Below are 19283 nucleotides of genomic sequence, written 5' to 3'. Positions count from 1 at the left end.
GCATCGCCATTGGGGTGGACTTCGGCCGATGGGGGCGGCAGACTGCGGCACGTGGCGGGTGCGGTCCGGCTGGAGCCGGTGGACGAGCGAAACCTGGAGCCGTTGCTCTCCGTAGCGGCTGCCGAGGCGGAGCCCGGCGATGTCATGCCGCCGGTCGAGGCGCCCGCCGGCTGGTCGCTCGCCCGTCGTGAGGCGTTCCGGGAGTTCCACCGGGCGAGCTTCGGCGGGCTGGACGGCCCGACCCGTTCCCAGATGTACGCGATCCTCGCCGGTGGCGAGGTGGTGGGCATGGTGCGGATGACGCGCTGTGACGAGCCCGACACGGTGGAGACCGGGATGTGGCTCGGTCGCTCGGCGCGCGGGCAGGGGATCGGCGCGGCCGCCCTGCGGGAGTTGTTGAACGCCGCGGCGCGAGCGGGCATGCGGGTCGTCGTGGCGGAGACGACTCCGGACAACGTAGGCGCTGTCGCCGTCCTCGAAAAATGCGGCGCGAAATTGCACGAGCAGGCTGGGAAGGTGCGCGCCGAAATCAGCCTGGATTCGACGCCTCCCGCATTCTGACGCTCCTTCAGGCGTTTCCCCTTTTCTGTTGTTCTCCCTGGTGGAGAGCGCCTTGATGTCCGTTCTGAGGCACCCCGTCACGCCTTTCCGGATCGGCGTCGACCCTTTCGCCGAGAGGTGTGGAATCGGTTTCGGCGGAATGCTGCCGGGTACTGCCCGCCGGGTCCGTAGAGACGGAACGCCTGATCAGAGGAACAGTGCGCCGCTATTTTCCCGGTAGCCCTCCTCCGGCCCCCACGGTCAGGCGTCCGGACCCTCCGGGGAGCGAAGGAGAGCAGATGAAGACCGGCACACGAATCGGATTGGCGGTGGGGTTCGGCTACCTGCTGGGCCGCCGCCGCAAGCTGCGTACGGCCCTCACCCTGGCCGCCGCGGTCGCCGCCGGCCGGGCCAGCCGTGACCCCGGCGGGCTGCTGAAGCGCGGCACCGACGTACTGCACTCGTCCCCTGCCCTGAGCAATCTCAGCCGGCTGGGCGGCCCTCTCGTCAACGCCGGCCGAGCGGCCGCGAACGCGGCGGCGGGCAGCGGCGTGGACGCTCTCAGCGGTCGGCTGCGCAGCTCGGCCGACGCTTTGCGCAGCCGGTCCGGCAGCAGCCAGGACGGCGACGGAGAAGCCGATCAGGGCGTCGACAACGGTGACCCGACCGGGCAACGGGGGCGGTGACGGTGGCGGCGAACGCGAACCCGGGCGGCCTCGGTGACAAGGTCCGCGACCAGCTGGTCGGCGAGGTGCGCAACCTGGCCGGAGCCATCGGCGAACGGGCGATGTCGGCGGTGACGGACCGGATCACCGGTGCGACCGGCCGACTCAGCGATTACGCGCGCCAGGGCGGTGGGCCCGGTCTGATCGCTGCGGCGACCGGAGCGCAGAAGCTGGCCCAGGGTGACTCACCGGTGAAGGCGATGGTTCATGCCGGGGTGGCCGGCGGTAAGGAGAAGGTGATGTCGGCTCTCGGCCGCATGGGCGGTAAGGGCGGCGGCAAGGGCGGCAAGAAGCAGAAGGTCACCAACATCGTCGAGACCATCGAGGTCGGTGTGCCGGTGCGGGCCGCGTACAACCAGTGGACGCAGTTCGGTGACTTCCCGAGCTTCATGAAGAAGGTCGAGAACGTCGACACCGACTCCGACGAGAAGCTGACCTGGAAGGCGCAGGTCTTCTGGTCGCACCGGACGTGGGAGTCGACGATCGTCAAGCAGGTGCCGGACAAGCTCATCCACTGGCGGTCCAAGGGGGAGAAGGGCTCGGTCGACGGCACGGTCAGCTTCCACGAGATCACCCCGGACCTGACCCGCATCCTGGTGGTCCTGGAGTACCACCCGCAGGGCCTCTTCGAGCACACCGGCAACCTGTGGCGGGCCCAGGGCCGGCGGGTGCGGTTGGAGTTGAAGCACTTCGTCCGGCATGTGATGACGGAGGTGGCGCTCGACCCCGACCAGGTCGAGGGCTGGCGTGGCGAGATCCGCGACTCCCAGGTGGTCAGGGACCACGAGACCGCCGTCCGCGAGGAGCGTGAGCAGGCCGAGGAGCGTGAGCCGGAGGAGCGTGAGCAGGCCGAGGAGCGTGAGCCGGAGGAGCCCGCCCGGCGGCCCGCCGGTCGGCAGCGGCAACGGCCAACCCGGCGACCGGTCGAGCCCGAGTACGACGAGGAGTACGAGGCCTACGAGGACGGCTACGACGAGGGGTACGCGGACGAGGCCGACGAGGAACCACCTCCCGCGCCGCGCCGCCGTGCCCCCGGGCGGGCCCGTCGCCCGGAGCCGCGGGAGGAGCCGCAGCGGCCCCGACCGCCGGTCCGTCGTGGAGCCGAGCCGCCGCGTCGCCCGGTGGTGCGTCGTCGGCGGGAGGAGGACGAGTGAGCCTGGTGTCCGGTGACGGCGCGGTCGGTGGCGCCCTGGAACGTACGGGTGCCGCCGGCGGCCTCGCCGACGTCGTGGAGACCGTGCTCGACAAGGGCGTGGTGATCGACGCGCAGGTCACCGTCGGGGTCGTCGGCATCCCGCTCGTGGAGATCAACGCGCGGGTCGTGGTGGCGAGCATCGAGACGTACCTGCGGTTCGCCGACGCGGTCGACCGGCTCGACATCGCTCCGGAGGACGGCGGCGGCCTGGCCGGCCTGGTCGGGGGAGTCACCGACGTCGTCTCCGACGTCACCGGCTCGGTGCGGGGCGTCACCGGCAACGTGCGGGATCTCGGGAGGAGCTGAGATGGCGGACGAGACGGGACTCTTCATCTACGGGCTGGTGCCGGGCGACGTGGAGGCGACGCCCGATGCCGCCGGGGTCGGTGAGCCGCCGGGTGAGGTGACGGTGATCCGGCACGGTGACCTCGGGGCCCTGGTCAGTGAGGTGCCGCTGGACGCCGCACTGGGTCGGTCCGCCGACCTGCGGGCGTACCAGGAGTTGCTGGACGGGACGGCGGCGGTGGCGCCGGTGCTGCCGGTGCGCTTCGGCACCGTGGTGACCGGCCCGGACGCGGTGATCGACGTGCTCGGCCCGCATCACGACCGGTTCGCCGCCGCGCTCGCCGAGTTGGAGGGACGGGTGCAGTACGTCGTGCACGGACGCTTCGACGAGCGGACGTTGCTGCGCGGTGTGCTGGACGAGAACCCGACAGCGGCCGGGCTCGCCGAGCAGATCCGCGGCCGCCCCGAGACGGCGAGCCGCGAACCGCGGATCCGACTGGGCGAGCTGATCAGCCAGGCGGTGGAGCTGCGCCGGGAGGCGGAGAACCGGCGGTTGCTCGACGTCACCGCCGAGTACGTCGTCTCCACGCGACTGCGACCGCCCAGCCACGAGATGGACGCCGCGAACCTGGCGCTGCTGGTCGACACCGACCAGGAGGCGGCGCTGATCGACGTCCTGGAGGAGTACGCCCAGCATCGGCGCGGTCTGCTCCGACTGCGCCTGCTGGGCCCGCTCGCCCCATACGACTTCGTCGCCGAGCACCAACTGGCGGGCTGACCGGTGGACCTGCTCTGGGCGCTGCTGACCCTGCCGTACGCGCCGGTGCGGGGGCTGACGGCGGTGGTGGGGGTGGTCGCCCGGGAGGCCGAGGCGCGGCAGCGGAATCCGGTGAACGTCCGGCGTGAGCTGGAGGAGTTGGATGCCGCTGCCGCCGCCGGTGAGCTGACCCCGGAGGAACGAGACCGGGCCGAGCAGCGGGTGCTGGAACGGCTGACCGGCGGCGTACGTCGGCAGAGCCCGTCGGCCGGTGAGGGAGGTGTACGCGATGTCCGACGACGACGTCCGGGCCCGGCGGCGTGACCCGGCCGCCGAGGACTACCCCGACGACGAGTACGTGGAGCCGGCTTCGGCGGCCGAGGCGGCCCGGGCCGGGCTGCGGCAGCTCGTCGAGCTGACCGGTCGGGAGGCGTCCGGAACCGTCTCGTTGGAGGCGACCGACGACGGCTGGCTGGTCGGTGTGGAGGTGGTGGAGGCGCGGCGCGTCCCGTCGTCCATCGACCTGATGGGCCTCTACGAGGTGGAGCTGGACATCGAGGGCGGCCTGCTCGGCTACCGGCGGGTGCGCAGTTACCAGCGCGGGAAGGGCGAGGTGGGCTGAGATGACCGCTGGGCAGCAGCCGTCGGTGGTGCAGAACTCGGGCCAGGTCCTGCCCGCCGGCCACGAACCGGCGAACCTGGGCGACATCCTGGAGCGGGTCCTCGACCGGGGCATCGTGATCGCCGGGGACATCCGGGTGAGCCTGCTCGACATCGAGCTGCTGACGCTGAAGCTGCGGCTGGTCATCGCGTCGGTCGACACCGCACGGCAGATCGGCATCGACTGGTGGGAGCACGACCCGTGGCTCAGCTCCCGGGCCCGGCCGCCGGTGGAGCCGGGGCCACGTGACCCGGAGGAGGTCGAGGCGGAACGCCGGCCTCGGGTGGAGGCCCGGGCGCGACGCCGGGACGCCGAACGGGAGGAGTGGGATGAGTTCGACGCGTGAGACAGCCGCCCCGGCGGCCGGCGCCTGGTTGCACGGTGTCGTTCGGGACGTCGACCCGGAGGTGCTCGCGAAGATCACCGGGATGGACGGCGGCCCGGTGCGCGGGGTGTCCGCGGCCGGTCTCGTCGCCGTGGTCAGCGCCGCCCCACTTGACGAGTACGGCGAACAGCCGCTGCGTCGCCACCTGGAGGACCTGGCCTGGCTGGAACGGGCGGCGCGGGCGCACCATGGCGTCGTCGAGGCGCTGGCCCACCGGGGGGCGGTGGTCCCGGCCCGACTCGCTACCGTCCACACCGACGACAGCCGGGTGGCCGGGTCGCTCGTCGAGTGCGCCGCCGAGCTGCTCGGCACACTGGACCGCGTCACCGGGCGCGCCGAGTGGGGGGTCAAGGGTTACCTGGTCCCGGGTGTGGTGGCCCGGGCCGGTGGATCCGAGGGTGCCGGCGGGGTGGGGACGGCGTACCTGCGTCGGCGTCGGGCCCAGCTGACCGCCCGCGAGGAGGGCCGGCAGGCAGCGAGCGAGGCGGCGGACGCGGTGCACACGGCCCTGGGTGAGCTGGCCGTCGCGAGCCGACGGCACGCACCGCAGGACCGGCGGCTGTCCGGGGCGTCCACCGCGATGGTGCTCAACGGGGCGTACCTGGTGGACAGTCCGGCCCTGCCCCACTTCACCGATCTGGTCGTCGCGTTGGGCGACCGGCATCCGGGGATCCGGCTGGAGCTGACCGGGCCGTGGCCGGCGTACTCCTTCGTCGCGGAACGACCCGAGTCGGCTCGCGTCGCCGGGGGGCCGCGGTGACCACCGTGCTCGCGCCGAGCAGCGCGGACGACCCGCTGGCCTACCGGCCGGTCGCCCTGGTGGACCTGCTCGACCGGGTGCTCGCCACGGGTGTGGTGATCAGCGGAGACGTCACCCTGGCCATCGCCGAGGTGGACCTCGTCCGGATCTCGCTGCGCGCCCTCGTCGCCTCGGTCGGCGCGTTGACGCCGGTGGTGGACGCCGGACCGGCGACGGGCTCGGGATGACCGGGCGGGACGACGCGGCCGAGCTGGCCGCCGCACTGGACACCGGGTCGTGGCGACCGCCCCGGGTCACCCCGTTGGACCGTCGGATCGCTGTGGACCGCGACTCGGTGGAACGAGGGCTGGCCAGCCTGGTGCTCACGATCGTCGAGTTGCTGCGGCAACTCATGGAACGGCAGGCGCTGCGCCGGGTCGACCTGGGCGACCTCACCGAGGAGCAGGTGGAGCGGATCGGGGTGACGTTGATGGCGCTGGAGGAGCAGATGGTCGGCCTGCGGGAGCACTTCGGTCTGGCCCCGGAGGACCTGAACCTCGACCTCGGTCCGCTCGGTCCGCTCCTGCCCACCGATTGAGCCGGCGTCGCCGAGCCGCGGTCGGCGGCGACCGTGCGGGCCACCGCCGACCGCCTCCACTCAGGCCGGTACGCGGACGATGTCGTAGTCGGTGCTCGGCGTGGATTCCACGTCGAAGCGGCCGTTGACCACGTACAACGCCGACCCGAAGAGGTCACCGGTGGCCGGTGACCGGAGCTGCGGCCCGGTGATCTCCCGCTGCACCACCCCGGCGGTGTACGCGGAGTTCAGCCGCACCACCGCGATGACGTTGGACAGGTTGCGGATCACGTGCAGGGTGCGCCCCCGCAGTACCAGCCCGTCGGCCCGGTCCACCGAGTAGCCGCCGAGGTCGAAGAGGGCGCTGCCGCCGGTACGCGGGTCGACGCGGACCAGTCGCCCGGTCAGCATCTGCGCGACGAGCAGATCGCCGTTCGGCAGCGCCACGATCCCGTTGTTGAACGCGTCCGGCGTCGCCCCTGGGCCGGTGAGCGGCAGCACCCGGAACGCGGTGGGGGCCGGCAGGCGACCGCCGGGGGCCAGCGGCACCACGTACAGCACCGGCCGGATCGAGTCGGTGAAGTAGACCGCCCGTTCGGTGATGACCAGGTCGTTGACCAGGGTGTTCGACCCGTCGTTGAACTGGTAGTGGGCCAGGCGGGCACCGGTGCGCGGGTCGTACACGCCGGCTCCACCGGTGTAGAAGTCGGCGGTCCAGAGCCGACCCCGCCGGTCGAGTTCGAGGCCCGCCTTGGGCATACCCGGTGTGCCGGGGATCAGCACCGAGCCGCGTCCGGTGCGGAGGTCACCCCGCCACACCGCGCCGTCGAGGACCGAGCCCACGTAGACGGTCGTGCCGTGGCCGATCGTCAACCCCTCGGGCGTGAAGCCGTCGGGCAGGGCGATCCGGGCCGGGAACGGCTTCGGCGGGTGCGCCGCCGCCGCCGCGCCGACCGTGGACAGGGTCGCCGCCGCCAGCAGCGGGACGACGAGGAGAGAGAAGAGTCTGTGCAAGGAGCACCGCCTGACGTCGGAGTGGACGACTCCACCGAGGACCATGACGTTCTACGGACGGCTGGGATGCGACGAAAGGTTGTGCCGGTCCACTCACTGTCGGTCAGCGGCGTACGCGGCCAGCCAGGCCACCTGGGCCGGGTCCAGCGACGGGCGTACCCGCGCCCGCGCCGTCGCGACGTGCTCGGCGGTGACCGTGGCGGCGGCGAGCGACTCACGCATGGCGGCCAGTGCCGCCTCCCGGATCAGCGCGGCGCAGTCGGCGGCGGAGAAGCCGGTCAGCTCGTCGCCGAGGGTCGACAGGTCCACGTCCGGGGCCAGCGGCACGTGCCGGGACGCGGCCCGCAGGATCTCCGCGCGGGCGGGCCCGTCCGGCGGCGGCACGTAGACCGGCCGCTCCAACCGGCCCGGCCGCAGCAGCGCCGGGTCGACCAGGTCCGGCCGGTTCGTCGCGCCGACCACCACCACGTTGCGCAGCGTCTCCACCCCGTCCAGCTCGGTGAGCAGCGCGGCGACCACCCGGTCCGTGGTGCCGCCGTCGGTGGCCTGGCCGCGTACCGGGGCCAGCGCGTCCACCTCGTCCAGGAAGATCAGGGTGGGGGCCGCCTCCCGGGCCCGGCGGAACAACTCCCGGACCGCGCGCTCGCTCTCGCCGACCCACTTGGAGAGCAGTTCGGCGCCCTTCACCGACAGCACGTTCGCCCGCCCCGACCCGGCCAGGGCCGTGACCAGGTACGTCTTGCCGCACCCGGGCGGCCCGTAGAGCAGCACACCACGCGGCGGCTGCACCCCGAGCCGGGCGAACGTGTCCGGGTACGTCAACGGCCACAACACCGACTCGGTGAGAGTCTGCTTGACCTCGTCCAGACCACCCACGTCGTCGAGGGTCACCGACGCCAGGTCCAGGGTGGACGCCGCCATCGTGGTCGGCCGGACCACCTCCAGGGCGGCGGCGAAGTCGGTCATCGACACCGTCGGCGTCTCGGCGGACTTCTGTCGCAGCGCGGCGCGTACCCCGGCCTCCCGGACCAGCGCGGCCAGGTCCGCGGCGACGAACCCGGGGGTACGCGCGGCCACCTCGTCCAGCCGGACGTCGTCGGCCAGTGGCACCTGCCGGGTGAGCACGGTGAGCTGTTCGCGGCGTAGCGCCTGGTCGGGGAGCGGGATGCTGATCCGTAGCGACAACAGGTCCGGGGCGCGCAGCGCACTGTCGACCGCCTCCGGTCGGCTGGTGGTGCAGACGACCGCGACGCCGGCCCGGATGCTCTCCGCGAGCACCTGCCGGAACACCGTCGCGACCGGGCCGGGCTCGTCCGCCGGTGCGAGCGCCTCGACGTCGCTGACCAGCAGCACCGCCGGTCCGGCGGTGCGGGCCGCCGTCGCCGCGGCGCGCAGGCGGTCGGCGGCGGCCTGGTTGGCCAGCGCGGCCACCTCCGGTGCCCAGAGCGGGTGGACGCGGGCACCGACCCGGGCGGCGACGGCCCGGACCAGGGCCGACTTCCCGGAGCCCGCCGGGCCGACGAGCAGCACTCCCAACGAGATGGTGGTGCCCAGCCGGCCCAGCACCTCCCGGTGGTGGAAGCCGAGGTCGAGCAGTTCGGTCAGCTCCTCGGCCTGGGCCCGCAGCCCGGGCAACTCGTCCACGTCCGGGGCGTCGTCCACCGGGACCGCGTCGGCCGCCCCGGGTGGCTGCGGCGGCGTGACGCCGACCGGGCCGGGCCCGTGGGTGGTCGCGCCGTGCTCCCAGGCGACCGCCGTGTTCATGGTGACCAGGGCGCCGGCGGCCGGCTCGACCGCGACCACGCTGAGCAGGGTGCTGGTCCAGGCGAAACCGACGGTGTTGGCGAGGCTGCGCCGAGCCGCCTCGACCAGGCCACGCACCGACGCGTCCGGCAGCACGTCCTGCGGCAACAGCGACACGTCGTCACCGGCGGTGAGCACCTTGCCCAGCAGGGCGAGCCGGAGCATCTCCGGGCTGACCGCCGCGACCACCCCCACCGGCCCGGCCAGGACGACCCGACCCGCCGGGGTCAGCGGCGCGGGGGCGACCCGCACCTGACCACCGTCGCGCAGGCCCAGGTTGCCCAGGACCAGGTCGTCGGCGTAGAGCAGGGCGCTGCTCGCGCCCGGGGCAGCAGCCGCCACGATCCCGGCCGTCTCCCGGCGACCGGCCAGCCGGACCGGGTCACCGGGGCGCAGGCCCAGGGCGGTCATCGCCTCCGGGTGCAGCCGCACTATGCCCCGTCGGGCGTCCAGCGCGGCCGGTCGTAGGCTCGCCGTCAAGGTCAGGTCGGGTTGCGCCACCGCCCGACCGTAGCTGTCGTCAGCCAGCTCCGCCGGTCAGCGCCGCGGATCCAACTCGTCCAACAGTGACGGGTCCCGGCGGATCAGCTCGGCCAACCGGGCCGCCGGGTCCGGGGTCAACCCGACCGGGCCGGGAGCCCAGGCGGGCACCGTCCGGCCGGACAGCGGCCAGGTCGGTGGGGGTTCCACCGGGGCCGTCGGGGGCACCGGGCCGACAGTGACGTCCGGCCCGTCCCAGGACACCCGCATCGGGTACGTCCGCCCGTCGTGTTCCACGTGCACGGTCACCGCCAGCCCCGGATGGGCGCCGACGACCTGGCGTACCGCCTCGGCCACCTCCTCGACCGGCCCCCACCCGGTGGTGTCGCCCGAGGGGTCCGCCCCCGCGTGGCGGGGATCGTGCCGGCCGGACCGGGCGTTGCCGCGCCCGAGGACCGGCCGGCCCGACGGCGGTGTGGTGTCGTCCTGGTCGTTGACCCGTCGGCGCTGCGCCTCCTCGCGCCGGGCCAGTCGGGCCAACGTCTCGTCGAGGTCACCCCTCACCACATCACTCCCTTCCCGCCACGGCCGGAGCCGGTCGGCTCAGGCCCTCCGGTCCCGCGTGGCCCGGTCCAGCGCCCGGTCCAGGACGACCAGCAGGGCGTCCCGCACCGAGAGCCGGTCCCGGGCGTCGAACTGCACCAGGGGCACCTGGTCGCCGATGGCCAGCGCCCAGCGGATCTCGCCGAGTTCCAGGGCCAACCGCCCGTCGAAGGCGTTGACCCCGACGACGAACGGCAGCCCGGCCCGCTCGAAGAAGTCGATCGCCGGGAAGCAGTCGTCCAGCCGGGAGCTGTCCACCACCACCAGCGCGCCGAGCGCCCCCCGGGCGAGGTCGTCCCACATGAAACCGAACCGGGACTGCCCCGGCGTGCCGAACAGGTAGAGCTTGAGACTGCGGTCGATGGTCACACAACCGAAATCCATCGCCACCGTGGTGGTCGTCTTGGTCAACCGGGCACCCGGGTCGTCCACCCCGATCCCGGCGCTGGTCATCTCCGCCTCGGTGGTCAGCGGTGCGATCTCGGAGATCGCGCCCACGGTGGTGGTCTTGCCCACCCCGAAGCCCCCGGCGACCAGGATCTTGACCGGGATCGGCGGTGCGGCCGGCTTGCCGACCGACGGGGTCGGCGGCGCGGCGGACGAGGGCTGGTACGGCGGCGGGGGCGCGCTCGGCGGCGGGCCGGCCCGCCCGACTATCGGCCCGGTACCCGGCGACGTGCCGTAACGGGCGGCTGCGCTGTTCGCGGAGGCCCCGCCGAGCGGGGCGACCGGCCATTCAGGAGATCGCACGGAGTCCATCAATCACTCGCAGGATGAGGTTGGGGTCGAGGGCGTCGTCGGTGTCCGTGACGTGTACGTCCAGGTGCCCGGCCGCCCGTAGGTCACCGACCAGGACCCGCGTCACACCGAAGTGCAGCCGGGTCCGGGCCGAGATCTCGGCCACCGAGATCGGCTCGGCGCACAGCGCGATGATCGCCTGCAGCTCCGGTGTCGTCACGGTGTCCGGCGGGCCTGCCCACCAGCCGCTGTCCGTACGGACCGTCACCTGGGTCTCCAGCCCGATCGCCGGGTCGGCACCCGCCACCCGCCCGGAGGTGAGCACGAACGGACGCGGACCCGCCGGCCCACCCTCGCCCGCCTCCGGCTCGGGCAGCGCCGGTGCCGCCGCGCCGTCCACAGCGGAGGGCGGCGTGCGCAGGTACGGGCGGATCCGGACCCGCGGGTCGGGGTCCGCATCCTCGCCGGCGACCTCCGGGGTCACTGCTGGACGGCGTTCTTCAACTCGACGATCAACCGCGGGGTCAGGGCACCGCCGGCCCGCCCGGCGAAGAGCGTCATCTCGTACGCGACGGTGCCCAGGTTCGCCGAACGGTCGGCGACCACCCCGAGCACGGAACCGCTGCTGATCGCGCTGATCAGCAGGTAGCCGTCGGCCATGTCGACGATCACCCGGTTCAGGCCGCCGAGCGCGTACCAGCTGGCTGCCCCACCGGCCAGGCTGGTCATCCCGGACACGACAGCCGCCAGGCGTTCCGCGTTGGACCGGTCCTTGATCGCCGACATGGCCATCAACAGGCCGTCCGAGGAGACCGCGATCGCCTCCAGGACCCCGGCGGTGCTGGAGGTGAAGGAATCAAGCAGCCAGTTGAACGTACGGGCCTCCGGGCTGAGGTCCCCACTGGCGGCGGGCTGGCTCTGGTGCTCGACGTTGTCGTGCAGGAAGGGGCTGGTCACCGTGATGATCCTTCTTCGTTCCGGTGGTCTGGGCTGACTTCGCGCAGAGCGCGGGCAACGCCCGCCTCGAACTCGCTGATGAGGTTCCGGACCTCGGCCGGGTCACCGAGGTGCGTACTGGGTGGCTGGCAGGCCGGGACGGCGGTGAGGTTCGCCCCCGGCACCCGTCGGCTCAGCCGGGGACGGCCGGGCGTGCCGTCCGACGGGCCACCGTTGCTCACCGTGGGGCCCGCGCCTCCCGGTGTGCTCGGCAGATCGACCGTCTCGCCCGGGTCGACCACGTTCGACCGGACACCGGTCGCCTCGGCTCGCCGTACACCGGCCTGGAACGCCTCGACCAAGGCGCGGGCCGCGGCGGGGTCCGCCCCGGTGGCGTCCACCGGCCGGGTCGGTGCGGTGGACGTCCCGAGGCTGGCACCGGGCACCCGCTGCCGGACCCGCCCGGTCGGGGTTGCCGACGGTTCCGGTGCCGGAGGTGCGGGGGGTGCGGCCTGCTCGGGCCGGCTGTGACCGAACGCGTTCCAGGACGGGCCGGCCTCCAGGCTGCGGGTGGCCCGGCTGAGGAGATCCGAGTCGAATCGGGCCGGCGCGGCGACGGACGCCGTGAGGGACCGGGCGTCCTGCTCGGTCTCCGCCGCGGTCGCCGTACGCCGGTCCCGTTCCGGCACGGTGGCCCTGGCCACGGCAGCTCCGGCCCGGTCGGCGCGGCGCAGCACCAGCGACGTCGACGGGATCTCCAGGTGTGCGGTCACCCCGCCGCCGGCGGTGGCGGCCAGACCCACCTCCCAGCCGTGCCGCCGAGCCAGCCGACCCACCACGAAGAGACCGAGCACCTCGGTGGGGGCCAGGTCGAGCCGTTCCCGGCGGGTGAGCCGGGCGTTCTCCTCGGCCAGTCGTTGCTCGCTCATGCCGATGCCGTGGTCCACCACGGTGATCCGCGCGCCGAGCCCGGCCGTCTCGGCGGCCACCAGCACCCGGGTGTGCGGCGGTGAGAAGACCGTGGCGTTCTCCATCAGCTCGGCCAACGCCAGGATGAGATCGCCGACCACCGCCGGCGCGGCCGAGATGCCGGCCGGCACCCGTACCTCGACCCGCGTGTAGTCCTCGATCTCGCCGAGCGCCAACCGGACCAGGTCGGCCAGCGGCACCGGCGCGGTGTGCGCGTCGGCCCCGGCCGCGCCGGACAGCACCACGAGGCTGCCCGCGTTGCGGCGCAGCCGGCTGGAGATGTGGTCGAGGCGGTACAGGTGCTCCAGCCGACCCGGGTCGGCCTCCTGCTGCTCCAACCGGTCGATCAGCGCGATCTGCCGACCCACCAGGTTCTGGGTGCGCCGCCCGACGTGACCGAACATCTGCGCCACGTTGCGCCGTCCGGCGACCTGCCGCTCGACCAGCCGGGCCGCGGTGTTCTGCACCCGGTCGAAGGCGCGGGCCAGGTCGCCGATCTCGTCGTTGGCCCGGATGTCCACCGGTTCCAACCGGACCGGTTGTGGGCTCTCCGTCTCGTCGTCGGTGACCCGGACCAGCTCGGCCTCGGCAACCCGGGCGACCCGGTCGGCGGAGCTGGTGAGGCGGGTCAACGGTCGAGCCACCGTCCGCGCGACAGCCACACTGAGCAGCACCACGAGCGTCAGGATCAACGCCGCCGCGGCACCGACCAGGTACGCGGCGGTGAGCGCCCGCCGCTGCTCCGCTGTCGCCTCGGCGAGAACGTCGGCGACCAGCTTCTTCTCGACGAACTGACCCAGCCGGATCATCGTGCGGACGGCCGGGAAGAGCGCCTCCATCGGCACGGGGCGGACCGCGGCGGCCGGATCCCGGGCACTGGTGACCAGGAAGTCGGGGCTGGTACGCGCGGCCACGGCCGCGTCGTTGAGCTGGGCCACGGAGAGCTGCTCGGGCGTGATCAGGCTACGGAAACGCGCGTTGTCGACCTGGAGCGCGGCGATGCACGCCACGTACCCGGAGACGGTGTCCGGGCTGCCGACCGCCTTGACCAGCAGGCTCAACGTGGCGCACGCGGCCAGGCCCTCGTCGGAGCGGAGCAGCCCGTCGAGAGCGAGCACCTGACGGCCCGGCAACGTGTCGGTGTCCACACCGAACACCAGTCGCAGGGACTCGATGATGCCGACGTTGAGCGGGCGGAACACCTCCATCACCTGGCCGGGGTTCGCGGCCCGGGCCAGCACCGCGGCCCGTAGGTCGACGAGGCTGGACACCCGGTCCAGGGCGCTGTCCACCCGGTCGGTCAACGCGTCGCTCCGAGCGGCCCGCAGGTCGGCCACCCGGTCGTCCACGTCGGCGGACTTGCGGACCAGCTCACTTCGCTCCACCCGGCCGAGCAGGTAACCGACCGAGAGGATGCGTTCCTGCTGGAGGTCCTGGACCAGGCTGCCGACCCGGCTGGCGAGTCGTACCCGCTCGGCGGTGTCACCGGCCCGCTGGGCCGCGGCCACCCGGTCGAGCATGACCGGCACGGCGAGTCCGACCATGCTGAGCAGCGGGATCACCACGAGCAGGGCGAGCTTGCCGCGGATGCGGAGCCTACCGAGCAGCATCGAACGCCCCCCACTGCGCGGTCTCCGGTTCCCGGACGGCGCCTGCGGGTTGCAGCCCGCGCGGCTCGCTGACCGGCGGTTGCCACGGATCGGCGCGTACCGCGCTGTCCGGGCTGTCGGTGTGGCTCGCGGCCAGGGCGGCCCGGCGTCGGGCCCGGGCGGCGGCGTTGACCAGCAGTGCGGCGAGCCAGCCCAGCATCAGCACGGCCACGACCCCCGCCCCGGTGATCAACCAGCGATCCCGGTCCAGTTCGTCGACGCGCTCGACCAACAGGGCGTCGAGTTCGGCGAGGATGACCGGCTGGAGTTGCCGCGCCGCGCGGTGCGTGTTGAGCCCGGCCGCGGCCAACTGGGCCTGGTCCACGACACCGGTGTCCTTCGCCGGGATCGAGTACGCGGCCAGCGCCTCCACCGAGCGTTGGTAGGTGTCGAGCGGGGTCAGCACGTTGGCGCCGAGGTCGGTGCTCTCCGAGCCGTCCACCGCGGAGCGGAGGTTGTCGACGAGGTCGCCGGCGGGGGCCAGCGCGGCCACCCGCAGGCCGCTCAGCTCCATCAGGCCACGCGGTTGCTCGGCGGCGGGGCGGCGGGCGACCAGTGCACCCAGGTCGGCGAGCCGACCGGCGGCCACCACCGCTTCGGGCAGCTCCTGGCCGGCGCTGTCCTGAAGGAAGAAGGAGTCGGCGACGGGGTCGCGGACCAGCCCGGAACTCTCCCGGACCTTGCGGTGCAGGGCCAGCAGAAGGTCGGAGACCTCGCCGTACGCCGTGTAGGCGGCCTCCGGGTCGGCGGTGCCGCGTCCACGCAGCGCCTCCAGCTTGGCCCGTACGCCGGCCCAGCGCTCCTGGCTGAGCAGTTCGACGCCGATGCGGGCGTCCACCGCGGCGGCCTCCTCGACCGCCCGGTCCAACGCCTCCCGGGCGACCGGGCGACCGTTGACCGCTGCGGACTGGGCCTCCACCAGGGCGTCGGTGACTCCGGCCAGAGCGGTGAGGTACTGCACGCCGAGCCGTTCGCGGGCGGCCAGGGACCGGTCGTCGCTGGTCTGCCGCCAGGCGGACGTGACCAGCAGACCCACCGGCGCGAGTAGTGCCCCGATGAGCAGCAGCGGCAGCAGACGGCCCATAATGGACGGCCGTCGGCGGGCCCGCGGCGCGGGGACTGTCATGTCTTGTCTCCTCCGGCGTGGGCGCGGATTGGCGCGGTCGCGGGTAGCCGAACAGTCCCGTGCACCGGACCGGAAAACTAATCGACCCCCCCACTCGTCCGACCTCGGTCGGCGAGTCAGGTTCGCGTCACTTCGAGCGATGTCACCATTTGTCCGCGTCCCGGGCACGCTCCGTCGCGTCGATGGGTGTGACATGGAGGGATCGAGATGGATATCCGCGAAAAGATCGGAATTCACGGAATCCGAAGTCAACTCGCTGGGTCGCGTCGGACGATGCGCGCTCGCACCGCCGGTCGCCACCGATCGGGGCAACCGGACGGACGTACGGCGGATCTCAGCCAACGCTCAGGCTGTGGGCCGTACCGTGTGCCGCATGACATCGCCGTCGCCGGCCGCGTGGTTCCGGCGTGCCCTGCCCACCCGCCGTCGCGCGATCGCCGCGGCGGCGGTCGTCGTGCTCCTGGCCGCCGCCGTGACCTGGGCGGTGTGGCCGCAGGGACCGGACGTACGCACCGAGAACGCGATGCTCACCGTCCGCTCCGGACCGGCCGGTGACCAGCCGGTCGACCTGGACACGACCTTCTACCTGCCGGACGACGCGTCGTCGGGACGGAAGGTGCCGGCGGTGCTGTTGGCACACGGGTTCGGCGGCACGAAGGAGTCGGTCCGCTCCGACGCGGAGGAGTTCGCCGGGCGCGGCTACGCGGTGCTCACCTGGACCGCGCGGGGCTTCGGCCGCAGCGGTGGTCAGATCCACCTGGACAACCCGGACTACGAGGTGCGCGACGCCCAGCGGCTGCTGGACTGGTTGGCGGCCCGGCCGGAGGTACGCACCAACGCCGCCGGTGACCCCCAGGTCGGTGTGGTCGGCGGCTCGTACGGCGGTGGGTTGGCCCTGCTCCTGGCCGCCCAGGACAGCCGGGTCGACGCGATCGTCCCGATGATCACGTGGAACGACCTGTCGAGGGCCTTCCTGCCGGAGAGCACCGGCGGAGCGCCGACCGAGGGCGTGTTCAAGAAGGGCTGGGCCGGTCTCTTCTTCGGTGGTGGGGGCAACGTGGGCTCCGGGCCCGCCGGGCTCTCCGGTGCGACCGCCGCCGCTCCGCAGGGCGCACCCGCGTCGGCCGGACCGCCCAGCCCCGAGCCCGGCGCGGGCCCGGGCAACGGGCCCGCCAGCGCGCCGACCGGTGCCGCCGACCCGTCCTGCGGTCGCTTCGCCGCCGACGTGTGCGCCGCGTACCTGCGGATCGCCACCACCGGTCGAGCCGACCAGGCCGCCGTGGACCTGCTGCGCCGATCCAGCCCGGCCGGCGTACTGGACCGGATCAAGGCGCCCACCCTGCTGGTGCAGGGCGAGGCGGACACGCTCTTCCCGCTCGGCGAGGCGGACGCGAACGCCCGCGGCATCGCCGCCAACGGCACCCCGGTGCGAGTCGCCTGGTTCACCGGCGGACACGACGGTGGCAGTGGACCCCGCTCGGACTCCGACCGGGTGAAGTTCCTGACGGTCCAGTGGCTCGACCACTACGTCAAGGGCGAGGGCGACGCGCCCGGCGACGACTTCACCTGGTCCCGGATCGCCGGGTTCGACGCGCTCGACCGGGGTCTCGTCGCCACCGCCTTCCGTCGCGCCGACTACCCCGGCCTGGCCGGTGACGAACGACGGGAGATCCAGGTCGCCGGTCCGGCCCAGCCGGTCGCGAACCCGCCCGACGGTAACCCGGCCGCCATCTCCTCGATCCCGTTCGCCGGTGGTCTCGCCTCGCTACTGGACGGCGTGGCCGGAGACGTGCCGGGTCAGCACGCCCGGTTCGAGTCGGCACCGCTGACCGAGGCGGTCGACGTGGCCGGGGCACCCACCGTCACCGTGCGGGCCGCGTCGCCGACCGGCGAGGCGGTGCTCTTCGTCAAGCTCTACGACGTCGACCCGGACGGCGCGGCCACCCTGCCCAACGGGTTGGTCGCCCCGATCCGGCTCACCGGCCTGCCGCAGCGGGTGCAGGACGCCCGGCCGGTCACCGTGACGCTGCCCGCGATCGTCCGACGGGTGGAGGCGGGCCACCGGCTGCGCCTCGTGGTGGCCACCTCCGACCAGGCGTACACCACCCCCGCGCAACCGACCGTCTACACGGTGGCGGCGGACGGCGCGGTCACCGTGCCCACGGTCAGCGGCGAGCCGATCCCGACCGCCGCGACCCTCTGGCGCTGGGTGCTCGCCGGCCTGCTCGTCGCCGTCGCGGTCGGGCTCGTCGTGGTCGTCGCGGTGGTCCGCCGCCGACACCGCCGCCAGGACCGTTCCGTGCATCCGGAGTACGCGGACACGCCGCTGGCCGTGCGCTCACTACGCAAGGAGTACGCGGACGGCTTCGTCGCCGTGTCGAACGTGGACTTCGAGGTGCACCCGGGTCAGGTGGTGGGTCTGCTCGGGCCCAACGGCGCCGGTAAGACCACCACCCTGCGGGTGCTGATGGGGCTGACCCAGCCGACCGCCGGGGAGATCTACGTGTTCGGTCGCCGGCTGGTGCCCGGATCGCCGGTGCTGTCGAGGATCGGCGCGCTCGTGGAGGGGCCCGGGTTCCTGCCGCACCTGTCCGGCCTGGAGAACCTGAAGGCGTACTGGCGGGCCACCGGGCGGCCGTGGGACGACGCGCAGTTCGACGCGGCGCTGGAGATCGCCGGCCTGGGTGACTCGGTGCACCGGAGGATCAAGAACTACAGCCACGGCATGCGGCAGCGCCTGGCCATCGCCCAGGCCATGCTCGGCCTCCCCGAGCTGCTGGTGCTGGACGAACCCACCGACGGGCTCGACCCGCCGCAGATCGCCGAGATGCGCCGGGTGCTCCAGCGCTACGCCACCGACGGGCGGGCGGTACTGGTCTCCAGCCACCTGCTGGCCGAGGTGGAGCAGACCTGCACCCACGCAGTGGTGGTGAACAAGGGGCGGATCGTGGCGTCCGGGCCGGTGGAGGAGATCGTGGGCGAGTCGCCGAGCGTGCTGTTCGACGTCACCGACCCGGAGGCGGCACGGGCGGTGCTGGACCGGTTGCACGGCGTCCGGGTGCTCCCGGAGAGCGACGGGCAGTTGGTCGTCGACACCAACGGCACGGCCCGCAGCGAGGTGGTGGCCGAGCTGGTGCGCGCCGGCATCGGGGTGGACCGGGTGGTGCCCCGGCGCCGCCTGGAGGACGCGTTCCTCGCCCTGGTGGGCGAGAACTCTCGGGGAAGCGGTGACCGGTGATGGTGGTGTCCGAAGCGGGCGAGGCCCGCGGTTACCGGCCGTCGGCCACCCTGCCCTTCGCGGCGGAGTTCCGGCGGCAGGCGTCCCGGCGGCGGACCCAGTTGGCGCTCGGCTTCATGGTGCTGCTGCCGCTGATCATCCTGATCGCGTTCCAGTTCGACTCGGGCGACGACGACAACGGCCGCAACGAGTTCTCCAGCCTGGTCGAGTTGGCCACCTCCGGCGGCCTCAACTTCACCCTGTTCTCCATCTTCGTGTCGGCGTCGTTCCTCCTGGTGGTCGTCGTCGCGCTCTTCTGCGGGGACACGGTGGCCAGCGAGGCGAGTTGGGGCAGCCTGCGCTACCTGCTGGCGATCCCGGTGCCCCGGGCCCGGTTGCTGGCGGTGAAGCTGGTGGTCGCGCTCGCGTACTCGGGGCTGGCCCTGCTGTTGTTGGCCGGCACCGCGTTGCTGGTCGGGACCCTGCGGTACGGCTGGTCGCCGCTGCGCAGCACCGTCGCCGCCGAGCTGGAACCCACCGAAGGGCTGCTCCGGTTGCTGGCGGTGCTCGGCTACCTGGCCGTCGTACTCCTGGTGGTGGCCGGGCTGGCGTTCCTGCTGTCGGTGACCACGGACGCCGCGTTGGGCGCGGTGGGTGGCGCGGTACTGCTCTGGATCCTGTCCAGCATCCTGGACCAGATCACCGCCCTGGGCGCGGTACGCGACTTTCTGCCGACCCACTTCAGCACCGCCTGGCTGGGGTTGCTGTCGACCCCGGTGCAGACCGACGACGTGGTACGAGGCTGCGTCTCGGCGATCAGCTACGCGACGGTGTTCTGGGGGCTGGCGTTCTGGCGCTTCACCCGCAAGGACATCACGTCGTAG

General features: G+C 73.3%; 20 protein-coding genes and 1 pseudogene. 13 read left to right on the top strand and 8 right to left on the bottom strand.

Going from position 1 to position 19283, the window contains the following annotated elements; genetic code table 11:
* Window positions 1-51 precede the first annotated feature (51 nt).
* From O7616_RS03025 to O7616_RS02975, 11 genes and pseudogenes are all read left to right on the top strand, one after another.
* The gene (locus O7616_RS03025; RefSeq protein WP_282264188.1) at window positions 52-561 is read left to right on the top strand and encodes a GNAT family N-acetyltransferase; all 510 of its coding nucleotides are present in this window, start codon (window positions 52-54) and stop codon (window positions 559-561) included.
* A 278-nt stretch (window positions 562-839) separates the two neighbouring features.
* On the top strand, window positions 840-1226 hold the full coding sequence (locus O7616_RS03020; RefSeq protein ID WP_282305509.1) for a hypothetical protein: 387 nt from the start codon (window positions 840-842) through the stop codon (window positions 1224-1226).
* Between the two features lie 2 nt (window positions 1227-1228).
* Entirely contained in the window at window positions 1229-2419 is a 1191-nt protein-coding gene (locus O7616_RS03015; RefSeq protein WP_282305508.1) for an SRPBCC family protein, read from the top strand.
* Between the two features lie 5 nt (window positions 2420-2424).
* A pseudogene (gene gvpJ / locus O7616_RS31120) lies at window positions 2425-2631 on the top strand (gas vesicle protein GvpJ); the annotation flags it as partial.
* 136 nt (window positions 2632-2767) lie between these two features.
* Window positions 2768-3523 carry a GvpL/GvpF family gas vesicle protein gene (locus O7616_RS03005; RefSeq protein ID WP_282305506.1) on the top strand — a complete coding sequence of 252 codons (756 nt, stop codon included), beginning with the start codon at window positions 2768-2770 and terminating at the stop codon, window positions 3521-3523.
* A gap of 3 nt (window positions 3524-3526) precedes the next feature.
* Window positions 3527-3826 (top strand): gas vesicle protein GvpG, encoded by a 300-nt coding sequence (locus tag O7616_RS03000; RefSeq protein WP_282305505.1) that lies wholly within the window; start codon window positions 3527-3529, stop codon window positions 3824-3826.
* Window positions 3792-4124, top strand: coding sequence for a gas vesicle protein GvpO (gvpO, locus tag O7616_RS02995; protein WP_282305504.1), 333 nt, complete (start codon window positions 3792-3794; stop codon window positions 4122-4124). Before O7616_RS03000 ends, gvpO begins: the two co-directional genes overlap by 35 nt.
* Before the next feature lies 1 nt (window position 4125).
* Window positions 4126-4509, top strand: coding sequence for a gas vesicle protein GvpJ (gene gvpJ / locus O7616_RS02990; RefSeq protein WP_282305503.1), 384 nt, complete (start codon window positions 4126-4128; stop codon window positions 4507-4509).
* Entirely contained in the window at window positions 4493-5308 is an 816-nt protein-coding gene (locus O7616_RS02985; protein ID WP_282305502.1) for a GvpL/GvpF family gas vesicle protein, read from the top strand. Before gvpJ (O7616_RS02990) ends, O7616_RS02985 begins: the two co-directional genes overlap by 17 nt.
* Window positions 5305-5535, top strand: a complete 231-nt coding sequence (locus O7616_RS02980; protein ID WP_282305501.1) for a gas vesicle protein — start codon at window positions 5305-5307, stop codon at window positions 5533-5535. Before O7616_RS02985 ends, O7616_RS02980 begins: the two co-directional genes overlap by 4 nt.
* Complete coding sequence (locus O7616_RS02975; RefSeq protein ID WP_282305500.1) at window positions 5532-5885, top strand: gas vesicle protein K; 354 nt, start codon at window positions 5532-5534, stop codon at window positions 5883-5885. Before O7616_RS02980 ends, O7616_RS02975 begins: the two co-directional genes overlap by 4 nt.
* A 60-nt stretch (window positions 5886-5945) precedes the next feature.
* Here the strand turns inward: O7616_RS02975 and O7616_RS02970 are convergent, their stop codons facing one another.
* The 8 genes from O7616_RS02970 to O7616_RS02935 form a co-directional block, all read right to left on the bottom strand.
* The gene (locus O7616_RS02970; RefSeq protein WP_282305499.1) at window positions 5946-6878 is read right to left on the bottom strand and encodes a superoxide dismutase; all 933 of its coding nucleotides are present in this window, start codon (window positions 6876-6878) and stop codon (window positions 5946-5948) included.
* Window positions 6879-6971: 93 nt separating this feature from the next.
* A complete protein-coding gene (locus O7616_RS02965; protein WP_282305498.1) occupies window positions 6972-9182 on the bottom strand; it encodes an AAA family ATPase in 2211 nt (736 codons plus the stop codon).
* Window positions 9183-9218: 36 nt separating this feature from the next.
* Window positions 9219-9725, bottom strand: a complete 507-nt coding sequence (locus O7616_RS02960) for a hypothetical protein (protein WP_282305497.1) — start codon at window positions 9723-9725, stop codon at window positions 9219-9221.
* Window positions 9726-9764: 39 nt separating this feature from the next.
* The gene (locus O7616_RS02955) at window positions 9765-10523 is read right to left on the bottom strand and encodes an ATP/GTP-binding protein (RefSeq protein WP_282305496.1); all 759 of its coding nucleotides are present in this window, start codon (window positions 10521-10523) and stop codon (window positions 9765-9767) included.
* The gene (locus O7616_RS02950) at window positions 10501-10986 is read right to left on the bottom strand and encodes a DUF742 domain-containing protein (protein WP_282305495.1); all 486 of its coding nucleotides are present in this window, start codon (window positions 10984-10986) and stop codon (window positions 10501-10503) included. Before O7616_RS02950 ends, O7616_RS02955 begins: the two co-directional genes overlap by 23 nt.
* Window positions 10983-11459: a roadblock/LC7 domain-containing protein gene (locus O7616_RS02945; protein ID WP_197699335.1), complete on the bottom strand. Its 477-nt coding sequence runs from the start codon at window positions 11457-11459 to the stop codon at window positions 10983-10985. The genes O7616_RS02950 and O7616_RS02945 overlap by 4 nt, the downstream gene beginning before the upstream one ends.
* Entirely contained in the window at window positions 11456-14017 is a 2562-nt protein-coding gene (locus O7616_RS02940; protein WP_282305494.1) for a HAMP domain-containing histidine kinase, read from the bottom strand. Before O7616_RS02940 ends, O7616_RS02945 begins: the two co-directional genes overlap by 4 nt.
* A complete protein-coding gene (locus O7616_RS02935; protein WP_282305493.1) occupies window positions 14004-15182 on the bottom strand; it encodes a hypothetical protein in 1179 nt (392 codons plus the stop codon). Before O7616_RS02935 ends, O7616_RS02940 begins: the two co-directional genes overlap by 14 nt.
* A gap of 373 nt (window positions 15183-15555) precedes the next feature.
* Between O7616_RS02935 and O7616_RS02930 the strand changes: the two genes are divergently transcribed.
* Both O7616_RS02930 and O7616_RS02925 read left to right on the top strand, forming a co-directional pair.
* Window positions 15556-18420 (top strand): alpha/beta fold hydrolase, encoded by a 2865-nt coding sequence (locus O7616_RS02930; RefSeq protein ID WP_282305492.1) that lies wholly within the window; start codon window positions 15556-15558, stop codon window positions 18418-18420.
* Entirely contained in the window at window positions 18420-19283 is an 864-nt protein-coding gene (locus O7616_RS02925; RefSeq protein WP_282305491.1) for an ABC transporter permease subunit, read from the top strand. The genes O7616_RS02930 and O7616_RS02925 overlap by 1 nt, the downstream gene beginning before the upstream one ends.

It is taken from the genome of Micromonospora sp. WMMD964, assembly GCF_029581455.1.
Classification (GTDB): domain Bacteria; phylum Actinomycetota; class Actinomycetes; order Mycobacteriales; family Micromonosporaceae; genus Micromonospora.
The sequence above is the reverse complement of the archived record's forward strand: the minus strand, read 5'-3'. Positions and strand labels throughout refer to the sequence as shown.

Coding starts and splice junctions, on each gene's coding strand:
- O7616_RS03020 (WP_282305509.1), top strand. CDS start 840: ATGAAGACCGGCACACGAATCGGATTGGCGGTGGGGTTCGGCTACCTG.
- O7616_RS03005 (WP_282305506.1), top strand. CDS start 2,768: ATGGCGGACGAGACGGGACTCTTCATCTACGGGCTGGTGCCGGGCGAC.
- gvpO (WP_282305504.1), top strand. CDS start 3,792: ATGTCCGACGACGACGTCCGGGCCCGGCGGCGTGACCCGGCCGCCGAG.
- gvpJ (WP_282305503.1), top strand. CDS start 4,126: ATGACCGCTGGGCAGCAGCCGTCGGTGGTGCAGAACTCGGGCCAGGTC.
- O7616_RS02985 (WP_282305502.1), top strand. CDS start 4,493: ATGAGTTCGACGCGTGAGACAGCCGCCCCGGCGGCCGGCGCCTGGTTG.
- O7616_RS02975 (WP_282305500.1), top strand. CDS start 5,532: ATGACCGGGCGGGACGACGCGGCCGAGCTGGCCGCCGCACTGGACACC.
- O7616_RS02955 (WP_282305496.1), bottom strand. CDS start 10,523: ATGGACTCCGTGCGATCTCCTGAATGGCCGGTCGCCCCGCTCGGCGGG.
- O7616_RS02940 (WP_282305494.1), bottom strand. CDS start 14,017: ATGCTGCTCGGTAGGCTCCGCATCCGCGGCAAGCTCGCCCTGCTCGTG.
- O7616_RS02935 (WP_282305493.1), bottom strand. CDS start 15,182: ATGACAGTCCCCGCGCCGCGGGCCCGCCGACGGCCGTCCATTATGGGC.
- O7616_RS02930 (WP_282305492.1), top strand. CDS start 15,556: ATGACATCGCCGTCGCCGGCCGCGTGGTTCCGGCGTGCCCTGCCCACC.
- O7616_RS02925 (WP_282305491.1), top strand. CDS start 18,420: ATGGTGGTGTCCGAAGCGGGCGAGGCCCGCGGTTACCGGCCGTCGGCC.